This is a genomic window from Rhodanobacter sp. C03 (assembly GCF_002001175.1).
GTDB lineage: Bacteria > Pseudomonadota > Gammaproteobacteria > Xanthomonadales > Rhodanobacteraceae > Rhodanobacter.
The window spans coordinates 552,720-573,954 of the sequence record NZ_MUNT01000001.1; the positions used below are offsets into that span (position 1 = coordinate 552,720).

The following is a 21,235-nucleotide window of genomic DNA, read 5'->3' on the forward strand; positions in this document are numbered from 1 at the left end:
GTTTCCAAAAAAGCAGGTTGGCGTCATGCGCTCGTCGGCGGTGCTGTTATTTCAGGCAAATTACTTGAGCAGGATACCCTCAATGCTTGCCCGGACGAAGAGCCCTGCGGCCATGCCGACCCAGGAGCAACACACCATAAGTGATGAAATCTGCGGCCAGCATCACGGCACGAAATCCCGCAGCCAGCACGGCTACCTCGCCAAAGGGGAGAGCACCCTTCAGGAAGAGACTGATCACCGACTCGAACACGCCAATGCCCTGGGGTGAAAACACGCTCATGAATCCGGCAGACCAGGCGAGCAGGTATGCGCCATACACTTGCAGTCGGGGGATGTCTGTATGGATGGTTGGAAACGAATACCAGTAGCAGGCAAAAGCGGTGGCAGCGACGAGCCAGAAAGCCACATCGACCAGGGTTGCGAGGAAATAGGTGCGCAGCGCGAATCGGCTTTTATGCAGCAACAGACGATGGCGCAAGACAAGCGGGAGGCATGCCAGCACGACCACGCCAATCACCATCGCCGCGATTGCGAGATGCGTGGCTTCGCCGGCGATCAGCATGAACGTCCCGCCGATGGCCATCGCAACGGTAAGTGGCATCAGGTTCTCCAGCATGACGAGTACGGTGAGTTGCGAGCGCTCAACGCCCAGCCGATGCAGGTCCATCATCCGCGAAACGGTTTGCCAGATGCCACCCGGAAGATACTTGGCAGGCAGTCTGCCCACATAGATCTTCAGCGCCGTCCCGTATGGAATACGCGCGCCGGTTTCGCGCAACACAATCCAGGTGAAAACCGGACCAAGCAGATTGAGTGACGCCCAGAGCAAGACGGTGATGGCCAGCGGAATCAGCTGCGTATGCAACGAGACTGCCTCGAAAGCTCCACGCGCACGTACCCCGGCAATGATCAGGAAAATCACCGCGGCTGGACCAAAGATCCAGCGCGATGCAGCGAATACGCGCCGGAGCGTGTGACTGTTGCGCAAGGCAGTTCTGATGTTATCCAGCATGGCTGCGCCGGCCAACGAGATAACGTAATGGCAAGGACGGTATCAGTGCAGCGACGATGGCCAGCTTGTCGACGACTGGGAGTCTGGAGCGCAGCAAGACTTTGATCAGCGCGAACGGAAGTTGGAGCAGCGGGAACATGCGTGCAAAGCGTGATCTGGCAATGCCGATCGAAGGCGATGCATAGCGTTTCAACTTGTCATTGTGGTGTTTTTCCGCGCGAAATTCCCGTCGCGACCAGCACGAATGCGGCGCATGCAGGAACCCACCACGCAAGGCCAGATTGGCAAGTAAAACCAAATCGCCACCAACCATGCTTGGCATGGGCAAGCAGGAACGCAATCGCTCCACTCTCATCACACCCATGACGGGATGCATGTTGCCCCAGAAGACGGTGAAAAACCGCGCAGCCGCAGCGAGGTCACGGGTGTCGCTCCAACCCGAAGCCCTTGCAAGTGGCTCATTGTTCGCGCCGATCCAGCGTGAGCTAGCAAATGCGAGGCAGGCTCCATCGTTTGCTTCCAGTAGTGCAACGCATTCCGACACCAGGTGCGACGTCCACAGATCATGGCCGGAGCCCCACATGAAATAAGCGCCGGATGCGAGGTCCACTGCGTGCTGGAAATTCGCAATGACTCCGCGATTTTCGACGGCACTTTCGATCCGTATGCGTGGATCCTCCGAGGCATGGCGCTGGCAGATTTCCAGTGTGCGATCCGTCGAGGCATTGTCGGAAATGATAATTTCCAGGTTCGGGTAATCCTGGCTGCGCAAGGAGCTCAAGGCAGAGTCAATGAAGCGCTCTTCGTTGAAAACGGGGATGCCGATGGTCATCAGGGGATACACGGAATCGGGTTTCACTTCTTGCATTACGGTTCCTTCGTGCCACCTTCAACATGGGAAGGCAGTGCGGGTAGTTCGTGATCAGTTTGCTGACAGGTATCGACTGACCAATGATACGGGGCGGCTCTATGAGTGGGTACTTCGGCAACATGCACTTTCATTTCATGCCAGGCAGTGCGCTCAGTTCGGCCAACTGGGCATTCAAACGGCCGCCGAAGTTCAGCAGCCGCAATTGACGAAGTACCTCCTGTGCGCCTTGCGTATGCCCCTGTGCGGCAAGCATGCGGATCAGGGTGATCTGATAGGCGGGTTCGTCGGGCTTGGCCTTGACGGCTTGCTCGGTCATCCTGGCACCGAGGGCGTGATCGCCCAGCACGTTCCATGCGTAGTCGCCATAGGTGGCAAGCAGACGCGCCGTAGGGGCCGGACGTGACAGTGCTGCCGCAAAAGCCTGTTTCATGCGCTCGGGTGGCAGCTCGCATTGACCATCGCGCGCGCACTGGGTCAAGGAGGCCAGCGCACTCTCGTCCTGCACGCCCGGCGGATGTGCCTTCAGCTTGGCGTCAATGCTGTCCCACCATGCATCTTTCAAAGGAAGCTGCATACGCGCATTCATGAAGATCAGCGCCTGCTCCGGCAGGATCGAGAAGTTTGGCAGCGCCGCGGCTTTTTCCAGCGGCGCGTAGGCCAGCCGGGTGAAGGGCGACGTGGGATCGTAGTGCGAATAGATGATGTAGGTACGGCCCAGTTCGTACTGCGCACGTGGCGACCCCTGTGCGCGCAAGGCCAGCTCCTGCGCCAGCCGCAACGGGCTGCCCCAGGCATATGCCGTCATCGCGGTCAGCGTCGTCCAACCCAGCATCAGCCCTGCCAGCAGTACGTATCGAAGCCGGGCAAAGCGAAACGATCGTGGTACGGCCAGCAATGGTACGACCGCCAGCAGCAAGCCGAAGCTGGCGAAGTAATTGCGGTGCTCGTAGATCAATTCCAGCGGCAGGACGGTACCGGTCAGCAACTGGCAACCAAGGAACAACGCGATGCCCAGCGCGGCCAGTGGTTGGCGCGTGCGTAGCCACAGCATCAGCGCCACTAGTGTAGCCAGCAAAACCAGGCTGGCCAGTGTGCTCCACGGTGCCAGCAGTCCGGTCGAGATGCGGAAATCATCGTGATAGAACGACAGCGCATCCAGTGTCGGCAGCAAGGTCCAGCGGATGTAATCGACAATAATGCGTGCCTCGCTGAGCAGACGCGTGCTCAGCGTGAAATCGCGGGTGGCCCAGGCTTCCGGCTTTAGCAGGCCGGGCAGCAACCAGCCAAAGCCGATCAGCATCGGCAGCACCAGCACGACCCCGAAGCTGCCGATGATCCGCCAGTCGCGTTTGCCTGACGATGTGTGGAAGTGGAACAGCATCCACTCCACCAGCAGTGCATACAGCGGCAGCAGCACCGCGGTTTCCTTGGCCAGCAGGCCAAGCGCCGTGGGCACGATGATGCCAAGCAGGCATAGGGTGAAGCCGCGGGTGTCCGGAGAAAGGCGACCCCAGCGCCATCCTGCACGATGGGCAGGCAGCAACGTGGATGCCGCCAGCATCCGCCGTCGCCCGGCCACATAGCCGATAAGGCCAAGCAGCACGAACAGGTTCGCCATGCTCTCCATGCGCTGTACCACGTACAGCACCGCGGTGAGATTGATCGGCAACAGCATCCAGCCGGCCGCGATCAGCGCGGCGATGATGTCCACATGCATGGATGTGGGAGCGACTTCAGTCGCGATGCTCTTGGTGGGGGCGCCGTCGTTCACAAGGGACGGTGCTGTCGCGGCTGAAGCCGCTCCCACACGAGCAGGGGCTTTGCGGCTATTCGCAGAGCGCAGCAACAGCCGCGCCAGCACAAACACCAGCAACCCATTCAACAGATGAATGACCAGGTTGGTCAGCTTCATCCAGTAGGGATCGAGGCCGGTGGCAATGTAGTTGGCGGCGAAACTGAGCGAAGCCAGGGGACGCTTGTACTCGCTGGCAGGCGACGAGAGCGTGGCGCGCACCAAGGCCGGAATGCTCACTTCATTCGGTTGCACACCGTGGTTGTCGACGATGTTGGGGTAATCATCGAACAGCCAGCTGCCGGAGAGGCCGGGCCAGTAGATCGCAGTCACCAGTAGCAGCGCGACAACAAGCAGCCCGGCGCCTGCATGGCGACGTAGATATGCAGGGATCATCCAGTGCAACCCGTCGCGCGGTGGGGCATGAGCGGGCCATGGATACCAAACGCGAGAGCAGCCCCCGTCGCGCAGGCTGCGTACGAGGCACGCTCATATGACAAACGATCCTGAGGGCTCCGCTGCGCGGCGCTCATGCTCAGGACGAATGGGCGGGCGATACACCGGCTGCCGTCGCCGCGTCGACCGGGGCGCTCGAAGCTGCCGCAGGCGTGGTCGCGCGACAGTTGGGCGGGATCAGGTCGGGATCGCCAGCGACCACGCTGCAGCTCCAGCTGATCGGCGCGGCGCTATGGTCGGCGGAGTTTTCCGAGGGGCTCAACACCAGTACCGGATCCGGCGTGGCGCCAGTGTCGCGGGTGGCCAGGGTGATGCGCCCATCTGCGGCAATCGCGATGTTCGCCACGTACGGGCTGGCCGTCGCTGCCGGGCTGTAGTTCAGCTCGCCGGCCTGGATGTGCGCCAGCCCGCCATGCACGGTGGCCGACTCCATCACCACCAGCTTGGCCGCGTCGGTGACTTTGAGTGCGTCCGCGACGTGACTGCTGGTCTGGTGATTGCGCCATGCAGGAATCGCGACGGCGGCCACCACGATCAGCACGAGGAGCGACACGACGATGGTGATAGTGGACTTGCCTTGCGGTGCATTCATCAGCAGGACTCCCTGGTGCGGGCTGGAGCAGGGCGAAAGCGCTGCCACTCTCAACTGTAGTTCAAGCGGTACTGTGTCGGTCAAGCAGGATACCGTGCGGACAGGGCAGCCCGTTATCAGCACATGCCGGGCAACGCACGCAATTCTTGCAGCGTCTGGTCCAGCTTGCCGCCAACGTTCAATCCTTCCAACGGGTGCAACCCATCGCGGAGTCGGGTATTTCGGGCCACGGATACGGCGTATGGCGCCATTCATCGGTGGCTGCATCAGGGGTGGGGCGGCATCACGGTGCAGGAAATTTCGTCGGCCGCCTTCGTGGCGATCGTGCTCAGGATGAATAAGTTGATGGCACGCTGGCTACGGTCGCGGTCGCGGTCTTGGTTGGCATGCCGTTGAATTGCTGCTGCAGCTTGTCGATCAGCTTGAGGTTTTGCTTGTCCATGCGCCATGCATGGCAAGACCACGCTATTGATCGGGGCTACATGTCTGGCGGCTATTGCGGCCGTGGCTCACCAATAACATTTGCCGGTGGCGGACTCTCAAAGAGTTGCTTGAGTTTGACGCTCAGTTCCTGATTGCGTCGATCCCACCATGCGATGTGCCTGTTCGCATCGGCCAGCACGATCTTTGCGCCTGCAACATTGCCGTTGACGTATTCAAGATTGGCTAAAAGCAGTCCGATGGCCGGGTCAGCATGTCCTGTCTCCCACGCCAGTGACGCTTGCTGCTCAGCCTTGATGTATTGCCCCGCATTCAGATACAGATTTGATGCGATGTAGCGACTGCGCCAGAGTTGAATCAAGGCGCCTGGTTGTGGCGCAGCGTCGACGATGTCCGTAATCATGGTGGCCAGTTGCGCCGTGCCCAGGCCCTGGCAGTCGTGGGTATTCAGTGCGCCACCGAGCATCTCGAAGGCGAGCATTTCTGGCAGTTGCAGCTTGGCGCCTTTTATGGCGCTGATCCGGGCGACCGAGACCGGACTCGCCTCGTGATGCACCATGCACTGAAGGAGCACCGTGTCGATCACGGCGATATGCTGCGCGGCTGGATCCTGGATGGTGGCTACATGATCAAGGACTTGTTGTGCCTCATCAACTCGCCCCTCCGCCATCAGGTTGGTAGCGTGATCCATTTGCGCCCGTATCGAATCGGGGTGCTGGTGTGCGCCTTGTGCCGCCATGACGGACCAGGAATCCCATACCGAAGCGCGCGCCAGTGTGGCGACGCCCAGTACGAGTAACAGTGTAACGACCCCTGTGCCCAGCAAGCGTCGGGAACGAGCCGGGTTCGTCATGTGCGGCAGCAGACGCAAACCAGCCCAATGTGCCAGTCCGACGATGGCCAGGAAAAATCCTGCGGAAGGCAGATAGTTTCGGTGTTCGAAATACAGCTCCAGCGGAAACACTGTCGATTCCATCACGTGCCCAGCCAGATAGAAGCCGATGCCGGTGAAAAACGCTGGAATACGCCTGCGTGACCAGCAAGCTGCAGCGATCAGGGCGATGAGGCCGAGGATCGCCGGCAACGTGGTCACTGGGTTGAACAGATTGTGTGAGACGGCGAAATCGTCGGTGTACAAGCCCAGTGCCGGACCACGCGGCAGCAGCAGGGCGCCCATGTAATCCATCAATACCCGTGGCTCGCTCAACAGGCGCTCACCCAGCGTAAAAAGGCGCCCGGAATAGCCCGCAACCGGCCATTGCGGATGCAATGCACACCAACCCAGCGCAAACAGGCCCGGAATAAGCAACGTCAGACAGAAGAACAGTTTCACGGCGTTCGGCCGCGCCGTTTCCTTGCTGTCAGGGAAATAGCCAAGTTCGAGTATCAGGCAGAAAAGCGGCACCAGCGCGCCATTCTCCTTGCTGAATATCGCGGCCAGTGTGGCCAGCGGCAACAGCAGGAAAAGGTCGATCAGGGTGGCTCGTGTACGCCCCTGATCGAAACACTTGCGCGCATGAACATAAATCAGCAATGCCGTCAGCGTGAATAGTGCGCTGAGTTGTTCCATGCGCTGTACCACGTACAGCACGGTACTCACCTGCATCGGATGCAGCAGCCAGATGGCGCTGACAATCAATGCGGCGAACCGGGCACGTGTTTTGAGCTGTGGATCGCGTGAAAGCAGCCGGGACAGCAATGCGTAGATCAATCCACCGCAGGCGAGGTGGATCGCGAGGTTGGTGGCCTTGAATGGCCACGGCATCACCCCACTGGCTGCGGCGTTCGCGAGAAACGTGAGCATCGACAGCGGGCGATGCAGCGGGCCGGAATTATTGCCAAAGACGATTTCCTGCCAGCCGGTTTGGCCGCCCAGCCATGCACTGATGGGCTGCACGATGTTCGGCGGATCGTCAAACAGGAACGGGCCATGCAAGCCAGGCAGATAGACCAGTACGGTCAGCGCCAGTATGCCCAGCAACCATGGCCACGCATGCGTCAAAAAAATGCCCCGGCCGCTAGGCGCAGGCCGGGGCATGATGGAACGGTTTTGTTGGCGAAACGCCAAGACCTATCAGCCGCGGCAGCTGGCCGGCAGGTACTTGACGGCGCCTGCAACTGGCGCACAGGTCCAGATCAGCGGGCCGCCGGCGGCCTTGGAGGACGGGCTCAGCGACATCGAAGGAGCAGCGCCAGCAGCGCCCGTATTTTTGCTGAGGCCGGTGACCACGCCAGTGCCGGCCCCAATCGTGACCGATGCGACATACGTGGTGCCGTTGGCGGGGAACGCATAGCCGGAGTTCGAAACCGTGACATTGGCCAGACCACCGAGGCTGGCAGCCGTTTCGGTCACAGCCAGCTTGGCTGCATCCATCTGCACCATGGTCTCCGTGACCTTGCTGCGGACGGTGTAATCCTGGTACGCCGGCAACGCAATGGCGGTCAGGATGGCGATGATCGCAACCACGATCATCAGTTCGATCAGGGTAAAGCCTTTCTGCAGGTTCTTCATGGTGGTTCCTCTGTATTGGTTAGCTAACCGTAGTGATGCCCCCTGAGCCCCGGTCCCATATCCCCCTAGGCAGGATCGGACCCCATACTCGTGGTCAGTAACGACCAGGAAGCTCATGGCTGATCTAGCACGTGACGTGCCATCCCCATACCAAACCAGCATCGGTGCCTGGCAGGTTGCGGGATTGTGCGCGTGTGCGCACAACGCAGCAACTGGGAAAATTGGGGGAATGTAAGGATTTGTCGAGCACGTCGCGTGATGCGACCTCGATCTGCAAATAAACGTCATCAAGTGACGCGAAGCGTCACTTTTTGGACGGCTTGATCCACGGATCGATGGGAAGCACGGCGATCGGTTGTTGTTGATCAGGCGAGAGGATGGCCGTGTAATCCGCGTCCTGGCGCTCCAATGGCAGAAAATGCAGGGTGTGTCCATGCGATGCGGCTGTCTGTTCCAGCTGTGTCAACTCTCGGTGTTGCTCATCATTCGCGGGTTTCAGCTGCTCAAGCGGGAGGGCATGTTTCATCAGGCCGTCGACTACTTGTTCGTAAGGCACGTAGAACTCGGGTAGTCGATCGATATCCTTGCCGCTGGACATGGCTTGCGCGACAACGTCGTAAGTGCGGTCCGCTTTCGGCGGCAACGCCCCCACCAATCGAGGTCCACTCCAGGAGCGAGTGCGGTATTCCGGCCGGCTGCCTTTGGCCAAGTCGGTGTCGCTCAGTTGATCGGCCGCCACCACCACCAACCGATCGACCTCGCCAACGATAAACACCGGACGCGCCTGGTAGATGACATGGAAGCCATAGCCGAACGCCACGGCCTGCAGGATCACGATGATCGATAGATCCAGTCGGCGTAGTCGCTTGGGCTTGCTTGGAGTCATGACCAGCAAGGTCAGCAGCGGACCGATGGCGATGTCGACACCCATCAGCAGCGGTATCAGGGTGCCGGCGCCGGCGGCGCGGAAATATGGTGGGGGAAACCACAAGGTGTACAGAAGGGTGGCGACGATCGCAGCCAGGACCAGGCTGATCGACAGATGGATGGCAGCGGCTTTCCAGCGTGACATGGCGTGGCTCTGAGGGTGATAGGCAAAACAGATCGTGGCGAAATATACGACGTCGTGTTTATCGGTGCAGCATGGCACGCGTCTGGGAGTGGGTTGCTTTTGTAGGAGCGGCTTCAGCCGCGGGCTCTGGCTTCGCTGCAGCTTGAAAGGCATCGCGACTGAAGTCGCTCCTACAGGTGCCGATCCAGATGTGCCGATCCAGGCAAAACTTGCCTGCAGCGGATTTGGCGCTTACCGTCACGGTTTCACTCGACCGGGGACACCGACCATGAAACCTCTGATTGCCGCGCTGCTGCTGGCGCTGGTGGCTGCACCTGCGATGGCGGCCGACGCCGTGGATACCAGCTTCGCCAAGACGCAAGGTCCGCATCCGTTCAATGTGCGTGACCTGGTGATGATGCAGCGGGTCAGCGGTCCGCAGCTGTCGCCGGACGGGCGCTATGCCGCGTTTGGCGTGCGCAGCACCGACTACGCCGCGAACAAGGGCGTCAACGCGGTGTACGTGCTGGACCTTTCGGGCAAGGGAGGCGAGCCGGTGAAGGTGGTCGACAAGGGCGGCTCGGCGCTGTGGTCGGCGGATGGGCGCAGCCTGTATTTCGTGGCGCCGGCCAAGGGCGTGGCGCAGTTGTGGCGGGTGGATCTGGGGGGCAAGGGCGGTCTCGATTTGACCAAGCATGCGGCGCCGGTGCAGGTGAGCCATGCGCCGCTGGACATCAACGATTACAAGCTGTCGCCGGATGGCAAGCGCGTGTTGCTGTCGTACGAGGTGTTCACCGATTGCGCCACGCTGGCCTGCACACAGCAGCGTGTCGCGGCGCGTGACAAGGACAAGGCCAGCGGCACGCTGTACAGCAAGCTGTTCGTGCGGCACTGGGATACCTGGGCGAACGGTCGACGTAATCAGTTGTATGTCGCCCGCTTCGACGGCAAGGGCCAGCTGGCGGCGGAGCCGACCCTGCTCAGCCGCGGCATCGACGGCGATGTGCCGAGCAAGCCGTTTGGCGACGCCAGCGAGTTCAACTTCGCGCCGGATGGCAAGAGCGTGTATTTCGACGCGCGCATCGCCGGCAGCAGCGAGCCGTGGTCGACCAACTTCGATGTCTACAGCGTGCCGGTGGATGGCTCGGCCGCACCGCGCAACCTCACCGCCGACAACAAGGCCTGGGATGCGTACCCGGTGCCGTCGCCGGACGGCAAGACGTTGTACTACCTGGCGATGAAGACGCCGGGCTTCGAGGCCGACCGCTTCGCGATCATGGCGCTGGACCTGGCCACCGGTGCGAAGCGCGAGGTCGACCCGAAGTGGGATCGTTCGCCCGGCGGCCTGTCGATTTCCGCCGACGGCAAGACGCTGTATGCGACCGCCGATGACGAGGGACAGCATCCGCTGTTCGCGATCGATCCGGCCAATGGCGAAGTCACCCGGCTGTCCGGCGACGGCACCGTGGACGACTATTCGCTGGTCGGCGACAAGTTGCTGCTGGCTCGCGACGACCTGAAGCGCCCGGCCGATCTATACGTTGCCAAGGCCAACGGCAGCGACCTGAAGCAGGTCACTCATTACAACGCCGAGGATCTGAAGAACGCGCAGGTCGGCGACTTCGAGTTCTTCAACTTCAAGGGCGCGAACAACGCCACCGTGCAGGGCTACGTGGTCAAGCCGGTCGACTACCAGCCGGGCAAGACCTATCCGGTCGCCTTCATCATCCACGGCGGCCCGCAGGGTGCGATGACGAACGGCTGGAGCTACCGCTGGAATCCGCAGACCTATGCCGGTCAGGGCTTCGCCGTGGTGACGGTGAACTTCCACGGCTCCACCGGCTACGGCCAGGCCTTCACCGATGCGATCTCCGGCGACTGGGGCGGCAAGCCGCTGGAGGATCTGAAGCTGGGCTGGAAGGCGGCGCTGGACAAGTACAGCTTCCTCGACGGCAACCGCGCCTGTGCGCTCGGCGCCAGCTACGGCGGCTACATGACTTACTGGATCGCCGGCGTGTGGAACCAGCCGTGGAAGTGCCTGGTCGACCACGACGGTGTGTTCGATACGCGCGCGATGTACTACGACACCGAGGAGCTGTGGTTCGAGGAGAAGGAGAACGGCGGCACTCAGTACGAGCACCCGGAGAACTACGAGAAGTTCAACCCGCTCAACCACGTCAAGGATTGGCGCGTGCCGATGCTGGTGGTGCACAGCGGCGACGATTTCCGCATCCCGATCACCCAGGGCCTGGGCGCCTTCACCGCGCTGCAGCGCCGCGGCATCCCCAGCGAATTCCTGACCTTCCCGGACGAGAACCACTGGGTGCTGAAGCCGCACAACAGCGTGCAGTGGCACGACGCGGTCAACGCGTGGCTGAAGCAGTGGACCGCCGTGGATGCGCCGAAAGCCGCCACGAACTGAGCGCGTTCCATGTGATGCAAACGGCGGCCCTCGGGCCGCCGTTTGCATATGTAGCCACCTGCGTTTGTAGGAGCGGCTTCAGCCGCGACCGCGGGGCAACAGGTTGCATCGGGCTGGTCGCGACTGAAGTCGCTCCTACAAGGAACCGGATTGCTGTGAGCTTTTTGTAGGAGCGGCTTCAGCCGCGACCGCGGGGCAGCAGGTTGCATCGGGCTGGTCGCGACTGAAGTCGCTCCTACAGGGAACCGGATTGCTGTGCGCTTTTTGTAGGAGCGGCTTCAGCCGCGACCGCGGGGCAACAGGTTGCATCGGGCTGGTCGCGACTGAAGTCGCTCCTACAGGGAACCGGATTGCTGTGCGCTTTTTGTAGGAGCGGCTTCAGCCGCGACCGCGGGGCAGCAGGTTGCATCGGGCCGGTCGCGACTGAAGTCGCTCCTACAGGAACCGGATTGCTGTGAGCTTTTTGTAGGAGCGGCTTCAGCCGCGACCCGTGCAGCCAAGGCTTCCAAGATCCGAACCCGTTTCCATGAAACAGGCGCTCCAATACGGATAATCCATCACGTCCTTGACCAGTCCTGCCCGCAATGGATTGGCGATGATGTAACGCGCCACTTGCCGGCTGGACTCGTCGTATCGCAGCGCGCGATCGTGGAAGCCTTTGGCCCAGAGCGGCCTGACATTTGGGTCATGCAATCCCACGGCTCTCGCCGTGGTGCCTTTGATGCGTTGCACGACGGTGGTTAGCGTTTCACCTTCGCCGAGTTCGACCAGGCCATGCCAGTGGTCCGGCATCAATACCCAGCAGAGGCAGTGGCTGGGATGCCAATGGCTGGCGAGTGACAGCGAGCGGGCTGCAAGCCGGGCCAGATCGGTGTCTAGAAAGTACGGCCTGCGCTCGTATGTTGCCGAGGTCAGCAGATAAAGTTGGCCCGGTAGCGAACAGCGCCCGATTCGCAAGCGATGGTGGCCGTGAGATGAGAGTGTGCGCATGCGGCCAAGTTGCCCGCGTATCGATGATACGGGAATGGATATCGCGCGATTTTCTCCGTGGTTACCGGATGAGATGGCTGTAAGTACTGACGCCTCTTGTAGGAGCGACTTCAGCCGCGACCCGCCACGCACATGCGTCACGGTCGCGGCTGAAGTCGCTCCTACAAGAGGGCGAATCGGTCTCGGCTCACAGCCACTTCGCCCGCTTGAGCCCGATATAGATACCGCCGACCACGCAAAACATCGCCACCACGACGGCGGGATAGGCCCACGGCTGGCTGAGTTCGGGCATGTGGGTGAAGTTCATGCCGTACCAGCTGGTGAGCAGGGTGGGCGCGGCGAGCATGGCGGCCCAGCCGGCGAGTTTCTTCATCACCTCGTTCTGGCCGAAGGTGACCAGCGAGAGGTTGACGTTGATCGCGGCGGTGAGCATTTCGCGCATCGCGTTGATCGATTCGTTGACGCGGAACACATGGTCGTAGACGTCGCGGAAATACGCGCGCAGTTCGTCCGGGATCAGGTTCGGATGCAGCCGCACCAGCTGGCTGATGATGTCCTGCAACGGTGCCACCGCGAGACGCAGCGTCATCAGGTCGCGCTGCATGTCGTACAGCCGCCGCACCGTGCTGCGCTTGAACGTCTCGGCAAAGATGTCCTGTTCCAGCTGCTGCAGTTCCTCGCGGAAGTCGCGCACGATCGGCAGCAGGTTGTCGACGATGAAATCGAGCACGCCGTACAACGCGTAGCTGGGGCCAAGCGCCAGCAGCGCCGGCGTGTGCTCGCAGGTGCGCCGCGCCGGCGCATACGACAGCGAGGCGCCGTGGCGGATGCTGACCAGGTAGCGCGGGCCGAGGAACAAATGCGTCTCGCCGAAGGCCAGATGACCCTCGATCAGCTGGGCAGTCTGTACCACCAGGAACAGCGAGTCGCCGTAGGTCTCCAGCTTGGTGCGCTGGTGCGCGGCGTGTGCGTCCTCGATCGCGAGGTCGTGCAAACCGAATTCCTGCTGCAGTTTCAGCAACAGGGTCTCGTCCGGCTCGTGCAGACCGACCCAGACGAAGGTGTCCGGTTCCTTCAGCACGTCGCTGATGGCGTCGAGGCTGATGTCGCCGATCCGGCTGCCGTCGTTCTTGTAGGCGATGCAGTTGACCACCATCGGTTGCTCGGTGGTCGACGGTGCTGGTGCTGGCGGCGTGATCAGGTTCATCGGCGCATGATGCCCGGCGCTGCAAGACAGGGCAATTGCAGGAGCGCGAATTTTTTGTAGGAGCGGCTTCAGCCGCGACATGTTTCCATGGTTGGAACGCAGGAGCATCGCGGCTGAAGCCGCTCCTACAGGGTAGGTGATGGCGCGCAAGGTGCGGTTACACGCGGCGAGATTTCAGCCGCTTCAGAATTTCTTCGCGCGCCTCGCGCAGGATCGAATCGCGGTCGAGGCTGGCGACGATCTCGGCGACGGCGCGTTTGGCGCCGGCTTCGCCCCAGGATTTGCCAGCGATCAGATAGCGCTCGGCGGCGCGGCCGATCAGCACGGTGGCGTACCAGCCGAGCGCGCCCTGCGCGGCGGCGGTGACCACCACCGACAGGCCGGCGCTGACGCCCTTCAGCGCCGAGGCAACCAGCTGCATCCCCCAGATCGCGCCCATCAGCGCGGCGAGCTGGGCCGAGATCACTGCCACCAGCCGGCCGGATTCGGCGCGGGTCAGCGGCAGTCCGTACACGCGTGACAGTTGCACCACCATCGCCGCATCGAGTCCGGCAGCGGCGAGCAGATCGGCGACCGGAATCGGATTCAGCGCGACCGCCACGCCCTTGGCGATGCAGTAATGCCGGATCAGTTTCGCGGCGACCGCCTGCCGCGTCTGTGCGATGCGCGCACTGACCTGGTCGGTGAGCCGCCCGGCGTACAGCCCGGCATTGATCGCGGACAGCGTCTTGCCTTCGCGTGCCGCAATCGCCAGCAGGCGCTCGCGCAAGGCGGCGACGTCGGGCGAGCGCGCTTGCTCATGCGCCTGTTCACGGCCGTGCACGTCGACTTCGATTACCCGCTGCGCGGCGGGATGTGCCGCCACCGCCAGCACGTCTTCCGCGCGAACCAGGCCACTGACGCGCAGGCGCAGATGTTCGAGCAGGCTACCCAATTCATCACGGCCGTAGCGGTCGGCCTTGTTCAAAGCCAGCAGCAGCGGTCGCTGCGTGGCGGCGAGCGTCTTCAGCGCGTCGAGTTCCTCGCGGGTGAGGTCGCCGTCGCAGACGAAGATCACCAGATCGCTGACCTCGGCGACTTCGAACGCGAGCTGCTCGCGCGCTTCGCCATCCAGTTCGTTGATGCCGGGCGTGTCGATCAGTACCAGCCCGTCGTGCTGTGCCTCGTCGAGCATCGCGTGCGCGGCGTCGGTGGTGGTGCCGTGCAGGACGCCGACGGTGAATGCCGCGCGGCCGAGCAGCGCGTTGCCCAGTGCCGACTTGCCGGTGGAGACACGGCCGAACACGGCGACGTGCAGCTCGCCGCGTTCGAGCTTGTCCAGCATGTGCTCGATGCGACCGAAATCGGTGGCCAGCTCGCTGCGCACCGAGGCTGGAATGGTCGGATCATCGAGCAGGTTGCGCAGGCTGTCGGCTACCCGCGTCGAGCCGTTCGTGGTGCTGCGCGGCGGGGGTGTCGCGATGGTGCCGGCATGCTCGGGTGCAAGCCAGCCGCGCAGGCGTTGCCACAGCTTGTCGCCTGCCATCGTGATGCCCGCTTATTTCGGCGCGAGTTGCAGGTGTGCGTTGATCTTCACATCTGCACCGATCACCGAGGTATCGGCGTAATCGCCGGTGCCTACGCCGAAGTCGAGGCGCTTCACCGTGCCGACCACGTCCAGCGTGGCGCCATTGCTCTGCGGCTTGAACGTCACGTTGAGGCTGACTGGCTTGGTCACGCCGCGCAGGGTCAGGTTGCCGTCGGCAATCACTTGCGCACCGTTCTGATGGAAGCCGGTTGTCACGAAGTGTGCTTGCGGGAATTTCGCCACATTGAAGAAATCGGAGCCGGGCAGGGCACCGTCGCGATCCTTGTCGCCGGTCTTCACGCTGGCCAGGGTCACCGTCACGTCGAATTTCGAGCTGGCGAGCTTCGCCGCGTCGTAGCTGATCGCCGCGTTCCACTGGCCGAACTTGCCATCGAAGGAAGCGCCCTGAAACGTCCCGCTGAAGCCGAGCGTACTAGCCGCAGGCTGCACGTTGTAATCGGCTGCGGCAGCGGCACAGGGCAGCGCGAGTGCGAGCAAAAGGACAGCAACGCGTTTCATCAGGATTCTCCTCGGGGAGTGGAATCGTTGCGCGGGCGGCCGAACGGCAGCATCCGACGCAGCACGTTGTCACGATCGAACACATGATGCTTCAGCGCCGCACCGACGTGCGCCACCAGCACCAGCACCAGCAGCCAGAACAGGTACTCGTGTACGCCATGCGAGAAGTGGCGCAGGGCGTCGTTCTTCGCACCCAGCGCCGGGAGGTTGAACAGCTTGAACCATTGCAGCGGCTTGCCGGTGACGGAGTTGTACCACCAGCCGCTGAGCGGGATCGCTGCGATCAGCGCATACAGCACAGCGTGGATGAGGCGCGCAGCCAGTTGCTGCCAGCGCGGGCCCGGTTCTTCCGGCGGGCGGCCATCACTCCAGCGCCACAGTACGCGCAGCAGGAACAGCGCGAGCACGGTCAGGCCGATCGACTTGTGCAGGGCCAGCCAGTTGATCTTCTGCATCGGCGAATGCGCCTGGTCCATAAGCAGGCCGAAGATGCCGTTGCCGATGATGGCCAGCGCGATGATCCAGTGGAAGAACTTGGCCACCGAACCCCATTGGCGGTCATTGCTGCGCAGACTCATGGTTGTTCCTTCGAAGTGGGCGTGGCGTCGTCGCGGATTGCCTCAAGTTCCAGCCAGATGCTCACCTGATGGCCGATCGAGCCGGAGAAGCTGGTCATGCCGAAGGCATTGCGATCCAGCGTGAGGTTGGCAGAGAAGCCCGCCACGTCGTGCATGCCGTAGATTGTGCTTCCGGCGCGGTTGAAGGTGAACGGAATGCTCAGTGGCTGGGTTGTACCGCGCAAACTCAACTGGCCATGCAGCACGCCGTGCTGGGCATCCTTGCGTTCGACGCTGGCGCTGACGAAGTGTGCATAGCGATCATGCGTACAGTCGAGCAGGTTTGGCTTGCAAACAGCTTTGTTCCAGTCCGCATCGCCCATGTCCAGACTGCCCAGGTCGATGTCCAGCTCGGTGGCCGCGGTACTCCAGTCGTCCTGATCGAAACGCAGCCAGCCCTTGGCGATGTGCAGCCGCCCAAACGGCCGCGAATAGCCGTCGTGGCTTATGCTGAAGACGATCTGGCTGTGCACCGTGTCGTAGCGGTAGCTGGCGCTGGCGGCATGCGCCGATCCCAGCGGCAGCAGCGCTGCTGCAAGCCACAACAGCCAAAGAATTGAGCGGAAACGGGGCATGAGGCGAAGTCTGGCCGATTGGCGGCGACGGTGCCAGCGTCGGGGGCGGAACGGTTGGTTTCCTTGGGCAACCCAATTGCGGATGGGTGCAGCTGCCCTCGCCGCCACATGGTTCTTGTAGGAGCGGCTTCAGCCGCGACGCTTTCGATCGCTGCAGGAGTATGAAAGCTCTTTGCCCTGAAGCAACAACAAATCCGAAGCGTCGCGACTGAAGTCGCTCCTACAGGAACTCCGCGAACGCGGTCAGAACGTGCGTTGCACCGAGTAGTCGGCTAGCGTGGCCAGCGCATCTCGGTAGGCGGACGCAGGCAGCGTGGCGAGTGCCGCGCGCGCAGCCTGCGCGTGAATCACGGCCCGTTCGCGAGTGCGCTCCAGCGCGCCGGAGTCGCGGATCGAGGCGATGATGCGGTCGAGCGAGTCGAGGCCACCGTGTTCGATCGCGTGGCGCAAGGACTGTACCTGCTCTGGATTCGCCGGATCTGATTGAGCATGTTCCAGCGCATAGATCAGCGGCAAGGTCGGCTTGCCCTCGGCGAGGTCGTCGCCGATGTTCTTGCCCAGGGTGCCGGCGTCACTGGTGTAGTCGAGCAGGTCGTCGGCGATCTGGAACGCGTAGCCGAGTTCCATGCCGTAGCGGCGCAGCGCGGTTACTTGCGCTTCCGGCAGGCCGCCGAGGATGCCGCCGAGTTCGGTGGCGGCGGCGAACAAGACCGCGGTCTTGCGTTCGATCACCGCCAGATAGGCCGCTTCGCTGACGTCGGCGTTGCCGATGTTGAGCAGTTGCAGCACCTCGCCCTCGGCGATGGTGTTGGTGGTGTCGGCGAGGATGCGCATGATGCGCATGTCGTCCAGTTCCACCATCAGCTGGAACGAGCGCGAATACAGGAAGTCGCCGACCAGCACGCTGGCGGCGTTGCCCCACAGCGCGTTGGCGGTCTTGCGGCCGCGGCGCAGGTCGGATTCGTCGACCACGTCGTCGTGCAGCAGGGTCGAGGTGTGGATGAACTCGATGATCGCGGCGAGCTTGGTGTGGTGATCGCCGCGATAGCCGGCGGCGCCGGCGGCCAGCACGTGCAGCATCGGGCGCAGCCGCTTGCCGCCGCTGGCGATGATGTGGTCGGCGATCTGGTTGATCAGCACCACGTCCGAGGACAAGCGCTGGCGGATCAGGGCATCGACGCGCTGCATGTCGGCAGCGGCAAGGTCACGCACATGGGCGAAGTCGGCGGGGCGGCTGGCGTCGGCGGGCATCGAGTTCATGGAGGCTTCAAGGCGGCGTATGCCCTGATTATAGAGGCGCACAGCGACTTGCGCCGCGGTTTCAGCCCTGGACAGCATCCATAGGGCGATGTTCCAGGCGAAAGACCTTGTTTGCGCGGGTCGGGGCGGCGCGGCTGGATGTCACGCTGGGCAACCGAAACGGTTTGCAATCGATGCTGGCCGGCCCAATCATGAGCGCCTGCGGTTTATGCGGAACCGTGCCTCGAGTACCGATCCGATGGCCCATCAAATCATCGAGTTGATCGCCCAGTACGGCCTGCTGCTGGTGTTCTTCAATGTGCTGGTGGAACAGGCCGGCGTGCCGGTGCCGGCGGTGCCGACCATGATCGTGGCCGGTGCGCTGAGCGCGAATGGCAAGTTGCCGCTGACGGGCGTGGTACTGGCCGCGGTGCTCGCCTGCCTGCTCAGCGATCTGCTCTGGTACTGGGCGGGCCGGCGCTTCGGTTCCGGCGTGATGCGCACGATCTGCCGCATCTCGCTGTCGCCGGATTCCTGCGTGAAGCAGTCCGAATTGCGCTTTCAGCGCTGGCGCGGGCGCGTGTTGCTGATCGCCAAGTTCGTGCCGGGGCTGTCGACGGTGGCGCCGCCGCTGGTCGGCGCGATGGGTTTGCGCGCCGGCACCTTCGTGTTGCTGGATGGCCTCGGCTCGCTGCTGTGGGTGGGCGTGGCGGTCGGGCTCGGTTACGTGTTCGCCGCGCAGATCGACGATCTGCTGGCGGCGATGGCCAGCGCCGGCACCGTCGCGTTCGAGTTGCTGCTCGTTCTGCTCGCGTTCTACATCGCCGCCAAGTGGTGGCAGCGTCGGCGCCTGCTGATTGCCCTGCGCATGGCGCGCATCACGGTGGAGGAATTGAATCAGTCCATCGCCGACGGGCAGACTCCGGTGGTGGTCGATGTACGCTCGCAAGCTGCACGTCTGCTCGACACACGGATCATTCCCGGCGCGCTGCTGGCCGATCTGGATGGCGTTGCCGGGGCGCTGCAGGACATCTCGCCGGAGCGCGAGTTGGTGATCTATTGCAGTTGCCCGAACGAGGTCTCCGCGGCCAAGGCGGCCAAGCTGCTGATGGGGATAGGTTATCGCAACGTGCGTCCGCTGCTGGGTGGGCTCGATGCATGGGATGCGGCCGGCTACATGGTCGAGCGGCTGGCGGCTGATCCCGCTGATGATTCGCTGCATATGATGGCCTGAGCCGGAAAATTTACGCGTTCTATACGCGTAGCCGCTGTCCCGATACCCCGTTCTTATACGGCACTTCCTACAGTGCGCGTCGTCCTTTCATGGAGTCGACGCCGATGGATTTCGTCTACCTGTTGTTCCTGCTCGTGCTGTGCGCGGCCACGCTGGGCTTTGCGCTGATCTGCGATCGGCTGAGTCCACGCAAGTAACGCGGTGCGCCGTGTCTGCCTTTCCCTACTGCATGAGTTTCCCGTCATGAATGTCCTTTATGTCGTCGCCGGCCTGATCGCCATGGCGCTGGCCGGCTACCTGTGTGTGGCCCTGCTCAAGCCGGAGTGGTTCGAATGACCACCAATGATTTCCTGCAGGTCGGCCTGTACCTGGTGGTGTTGCTGCTGCTGGTGAAGCCGGTCGGCAGCTATATGGCGCTGGTGTTTGCCGATGCGCCGAACCGGGTTACCCGTTTTGGTGGTGGCGTGGAGCGCGTGATCTATCGCCTGTGCGGTATCCGCGGTGACGAAGCCATGGGCTGGAAGCGTTACGCGCTGGCCATGCTGCTGTTCAACGTTCTCGGCGTGCTGGTCGTCTACCTGTTGCAGCGTGTGCAGCAGTGGTTGCCGCTGAATCCTCAACACTTTGCTGCGGTGTCGCCCGATTCGGCGATGAACACGGCGATCAGCTTTGCCACGAACACCAACTGGCAAGGCTACGCCGGCGAGTCGACGATGAGCTACCTGACCCAGATGCTGGGTCTGGCGGTACAGAACTTCCTTTCCGCGGCGACCGGCATCGCGGTGCTGGTGGCGGTGGTGCGTGGCTTCAGCCGGCGCAGTTCGCTCAGCATCGGCAACTTCTGGGTCGATCTCACGCGCAGCACGCTGTACGTGTTGCTGCCGCTGTCGCTGCTGATGACCTTGCTGCTGGTGTCGCAGGGCGTGGTGCAGAACTTCAAGTCCTATGTCGATGTACCGGTGGCGCAAACCAGCACCTATGCCCAACCGGTGACCGACGCTGCCGGCAACCCTGTCAAGGATGCCTCCGGCAACCCGGAAACCAAACCTGCGCAGCTCGCGACGCAGACCTTGCCGATGGGCCCGGCCGCGTCGCAGATCGCGATCAAGATGCTTGGCACCAATGGCGGCGGTTTCTTCAACGCGAACTCGGCACACCCGTACGAGAACCCCACGCCGTTCTCCAACTTCATCGAAATGCTGGCAATCCTGCTGATCCCCGGCGGGCTCTGCTACATGTTCGGGAAGCAGGTGGGCGACCGGCGCCAGGGTTGGGCGATCCTCGCCACCATGCTGGTGATCTTCATCCCGTTGACGATCGCCCTGGTGGCGGCTGAGCAGGCCGGTAATCCGGCGCTGCATGGGCTGGCGGTGGATGCGCATGCCTCGGCGCTGCAGGCCGGCGGCAACATGGAAGGCAAGGAGACCCGCTTCGGCATCGCCGCGTCCGGCCTGTTCGCGGCGATCACCACGGCCGCCTCCTGCGGCGCGGTGAATGCGATGCACGACTCGCTGACTCCGCTCGGCGGCCTGGTGCCGATGTGGCTGATGCAACTGGGCGAGGTGATCTTCGGCGGTGTCGGCTCGGGTCTGTACGGCATGCTCGCCTTCGCCGTGGTGGCGGTGTTCATCGCCGGGCTGATGGTGGGTCGCACGCCGGAATACCTCGGCAAGAAGATCGAAGCCTACGAGATGAAGATGGCCAGCCTTGCGGTGCTGCTGCCGTGTGCACTGGTGGTGATTGGTACGGCTATCGCGGTGATGACGCCGGCGGGTGTGGCAGGCGTGGCCAATCCCGGCGCGCATGGCTTCAGCGAGATCCTCTACGCGGTCAGCTCGGCCTCCAACAACAACGGCAGTGCATTCGGCGGGCTCTCGGCGAACACGCCATTCTGGAACGTGCTGCTCGGCATCTGCATGTTCCTTGCACGTTTCCCGCTCGCCATCGCGATGCTGGCGATGGCCGGCTCGCTCGCCGCCAAGCGCCACGTACCCGAATCGGCTGGCACCTTGCCTACGCATACGCCGCTGTTCATCACGCTGTTGGCCTGCGTGGTGGTCGTGGTCGGCGCGCTGACCTTCCTTCCGGCACTGGCCCTGGGGCCAATCGCCGAATCCCTGATGTCGGGACACTGAATC

General features: G+C 62.7%; 18 protein-coding genes. 4 read left to right on the forward strand and 14 right to left on the reverse strand.

Features of this window, described 5'->3' with window-relative positions:
* Nucleotides 1-79: 79 nt before the first annotated feature.
* From B0E48_RS02335 to tfpZ, 7 genes are all read right to left on the reverse strand, one after another.
* Nucleotides 80-1,012 (reverse strand): lysylphosphatidylglycerol synthase domain-containing protein, encoded by a 933-nt coding sequence (locus tag B0E48_RS02335; protein WP_139350120.1) that lies wholly within the window; start codon nt 1,010-1,012, stop codon nt 80-82.
* A complete protein-coding gene (locus B0E48_RS02340; RefSeq protein ID WP_077515814.1) occupies nt 1,002-1,880 on the reverse strand; it encodes a glycosyltransferase family 2 protein in 879 nt (292 codons plus the stop codon). The genes B0E48_RS02335 and B0E48_RS02340 overlap by 11 nt, the downstream gene beginning before the upstream one ends.
* 130 nt (nt 1,881-2,010) lie before the next feature.
* Nucleotides 2,011-4,071, reverse strand: a complete 2,061-nt coding sequence (locus B0E48_RS02345; protein WP_254423822.1) for a hypothetical protein — start codon at nt 4,069-4,071, stop codon at nt 2,011-2,013.
* Between the two features lie 139 nt (nt 4,072-4,210).
* Nucleotides 4,211-4,723, reverse strand: coding sequence for a pilin (locus B0E48_RS02350; RefSeq protein WP_077515815.1), 513 nt, complete (start codon nt 4,721-4,723; stop codon nt 4,211-4,213).
* 493 nt (nt 4,724-5,216) lie between these two features.
* The gene (locus tag B0E48_RS02355) at nt 5,217-7,232 is read right to left on the reverse strand and encodes a hypothetical protein (RefSeq protein WP_139350122.1); all 2,016 of its coding nucleotides are present in this window, start codon (nt 7,230-7,232) and stop codon (nt 5,217-5,219) included.
* A 6-nt stretch (nt 7,233-7,238) separates the two neighbouring features.
* Nucleotides 7,239-7,676 carry a pilin gene (locus B0E48_RS02360; protein ID WP_077515817.1) on the reverse strand — a complete coding sequence of 146 codons (438 nt, stop codon included), beginning with the start codon at nt 7,674-7,676 and terminating at the stop codon, nt 7,239-7,241.
* Between the two features lie 304 nt (nt 7,677-7,980).
* Nucleotides 7,981-8,748 carry a TfpX/TfpZ family type IV pilin accessory protein gene (gene tfpZ, locus B0E48_RS02365; RefSeq protein ID WP_077515818.1) on the reverse strand — a complete coding sequence of 256 codons (768 nt, stop codon included), beginning with the start codon at nt 8,746-8,748 and terminating at the stop codon, nt 7,981-7,983.
* Between the two features lie 268 nt (nt 8,749-9,016).
* Between tfpZ and B0E48_RS02370 the strand changes: the two genes are divergently transcribed.
* Nucleotides 9,017-11,149, forward strand: coding sequence for a S9 family peptidase (locus B0E48_RS02370; protein WP_077515819.1), 2,133 nt, complete (start codon nt 9,017-9,019; stop codon nt 11,147-11,149).
* Nucleotides 11,150-11,626: 477 nt separating this feature from the next.
* On the opposite strand, the gene B0E48_RS02375 is transcribed toward B0E48_RS02370, so the two are convergent.
* The 7 genes from B0E48_RS02375 to B0E48_RS02405 form a co-directional block, all read right to left on the reverse strand.
* Nucleotides 11,627-12,139 (reverse strand): transposase, encoded by a 513-nt coding sequence (locus B0E48_RS02375; protein ID WP_077515820.1) that lies wholly within the window; start codon nt 12,137-12,139, stop codon nt 11,627-11,629.
* 187 nt (nt 12,140-12,326) lie between these two features.
* Nucleotides 12,327-13,346 carry a magnesium and cobalt transport protein CorA gene (locus tag B0E48_RS02380; RefSeq protein WP_077515821.1) on the reverse strand — a complete coding sequence of 340 codons (1,020 nt, stop codon included), beginning with the start codon at nt 13,344-13,346 and terminating at the stop codon, nt 12,327-12,329.
* Between the two features lie 157 nt (nt 13,347-13,503).
* Nucleotides 13,504-14,871, reverse strand: coding sequence for a GTP-binding protein (locus tag B0E48_RS02385; RefSeq protein ID WP_077515822.1), 1,368 nt, complete (start codon nt 14,869-14,871; stop codon nt 13,504-13,506).
* A 12-nt stretch (nt 14,872-14,883) separates the two neighbouring features.
* The gene (locus B0E48_RS02390) at nt 14,884-15,432 is read right to left on the reverse strand and encodes a YceI family protein (protein WP_077515823.1); all 549 of its coding nucleotides are present in this window, start codon (nt 15,430-15,432) and stop codon (nt 14,884-14,886) included.
* The gene (locus B0E48_RS02395; protein WP_077515824.1) at nt 15,432-16,010 is read right to left on the reverse strand and encodes a cytochrome b; all 579 of its coding nucleotides are present in this window, start codon (nt 16,008-16,010) and stop codon (nt 15,432-15,434) included. Before B0E48_RS02395 ends, B0E48_RS02390 begins: the two co-directional genes overlap by 1 nt.
* Nucleotides 16,007-16,624, reverse strand: coding sequence for a YceI family protein (locus B0E48_RS02400; protein ID WP_077515825.1), 618 nt, complete (start codon nt 16,622-16,624; stop codon nt 16,007-16,009). The genes B0E48_RS02395 and B0E48_RS02400 overlap by 4 nt, the downstream gene beginning before the upstream one ends.
* Before the next feature lie 243 nt (nt 16,625-16,867).
* Nucleotides 16,868-17,884 (reverse strand): polyprenyl synthetase family protein, encoded by a 1,017-nt coding sequence (locus B0E48_RS02405; RefSeq protein ID WP_077515826.1) that lies wholly within the window; start codon nt 17,882-17,884, stop codon nt 16,868-16,870.
* A gap of 238 nt (nt 17,885-18,122) precedes the next feature.
* Here B0E48_RS02405 and B0E48_RS02410 point away from each other — a divergent pair, with 238 nt between their 5' ends.
* From B0E48_RS02410 to kdpA, 3 genes are all read left to right on the forward strand, one after another.
* Nucleotides 18,123-19,097, forward strand: coding sequence for a DedA family protein/thiosulfate sulfurtransferase GlpE (locus B0E48_RS02410; protein WP_077516894.1), 975 nt, complete (start codon nt 18,123-18,125; stop codon nt 19,095-19,097).
* A gap of 243 nt (nt 19,098-19,340) precedes the next feature.
* Nucleotides 19,341-19,433 carry a K(+)-transporting ATPase subunit F gene (kdpF, locus tag B0E48_RS02415; protein WP_077515827.1) on the forward strand — a complete coding sequence of 31 codons (93 nt, stop codon included), beginning with the start codon at nt 19,341-19,343 and terminating at the stop codon, nt 19,431-19,433.
* A complete protein-coding gene (gene kdpA, locus B0E48_RS02420) occupies nt 19,430-21,232 on the forward strand; it encodes a potassium-transporting ATPase subunit KdpA (RefSeq protein ID WP_077515828.1) in 1,803 nt (600 codons plus the stop codon). Before kdpF ends, kdpA begins: the two co-directional genes overlap by 4 nt.
* Nucleotides 21,233-21,235 lie beyond the last annotated feature (3 nt).

Bases quoted from the DNA above. Each gene is read 5' to 3' on its own strand.
- B0E48_RS02335 (WP_139350120.1), bottom strand. From the start codon at position 1,012: ATGCTGGATAACATCAGAACTGCCTTGCGCAACAGTCACACGCTCCGG.
- B0E48_RS02340 (WP_077515814.1), bottom strand. From the start codon at position 1,880: ATGCAAGAAGTGAAACCCGATTCCGTGTATCCCCTGATGACCATCGGC.
- B0E48_RS02345 (WP_254423822.1), bottom strand. From the start codon at position 4,071: ATGATCCCTGCATATCTACGTCGCCATGCAGGCGCCGGGCTGCTTGTT.
- B0E48_RS02350 (WP_077515815.1), bottom strand. From the start codon at position 4,723: ATGAATGCACCGCAAGGCAAGTCCACTATCACCATCGTCGTGTCGCTC.
- B0E48_RS02360 (WP_077515817.1), bottom strand. From the start codon at position 7,676: ATGAAGAACCTGCAGAAAGGCTTTACCCTGATCGAACTGATGATCGTG.
- tfpZ (WP_077515818.1), bottom strand. From the start codon at position 8,748: ATGTCACGCTGGAAAGCCGCTGCCATCCATCTGTCGATCAGCCTGGTC.
- B0E48_RS02370 (WP_077515819.1), top strand. From the start codon at position 9,017: ATGAAACCTCTGATTGCCGCGCTGCTGCTGGCGCTGGTGGCTGCACCT.
- B0E48_RS02375 (WP_077515820.1), bottom strand. From the start codon at position 12,139: ATGCGCACACTCTCATCTCACGGCCACCATCGCTTGCGAATCGGGCGC.
- B0E48_RS02380 (WP_077515821.1), bottom strand. From the start codon at position 13,346: ATGAACCTGATCACGCCGCCAGCACCAGCACCGTCGACCACCGAGCAA.
- B0E48_RS02385 (WP_077515822.1), bottom strand. From the start codon at position 14,871: ATGGCAGGCGACAAGCTGTGGCAACGCCTGCGCGGCTGGCTTGCACCC.
- B0E48_RS02390 (WP_077515823.1), bottom strand. From the start codon at position 15,432: ATGAAACGCGTTGCTGTCCTTTTGCTCGCACTCGCGCTGCCCTGTGCC.
- B0E48_RS02395 (WP_077515824.1), bottom strand. From the start codon at position 16,010: ATGAGTCTGCGCAGCAATGACCGCCAATGGGGTTCGGTGGCCAAGTTC.
- B0E48_RS02400 (WP_077515825.1), bottom strand. From the start codon at position 16,624: ATGCCCCGTTTCCGCTCAATTCTTTGGCTGTTGTGGCTTGCAGCAGCG.
- B0E48_RS02405 (WP_077515826.1), bottom strand. From the start codon at position 17,884: ATGAACTCGATGCCCGCCGACGCCAGCCGCCCCGCCGACTTCGCCCAT.
- B0E48_RS02410 (WP_077516894.1), top strand. From the start codon at position 18,123: ATGGCCCATCAAATCATCGAGTTGATCGCCCAGTACGGCCTGCTGCTG.
- kdpF (WP_077515827.1), top strand. From the start codon at position 19,341: ATGAATGTCCTTTATGTCGTCGCCGGCCTGATCGCCATGGCGCTGGCC.
- kdpA (WP_077515828.1), top strand. From the start codon at position 19,430: ATGACCACCAATGATTTCCTGCAGGTCGGCCTGTACCTGGTGGTGTTG.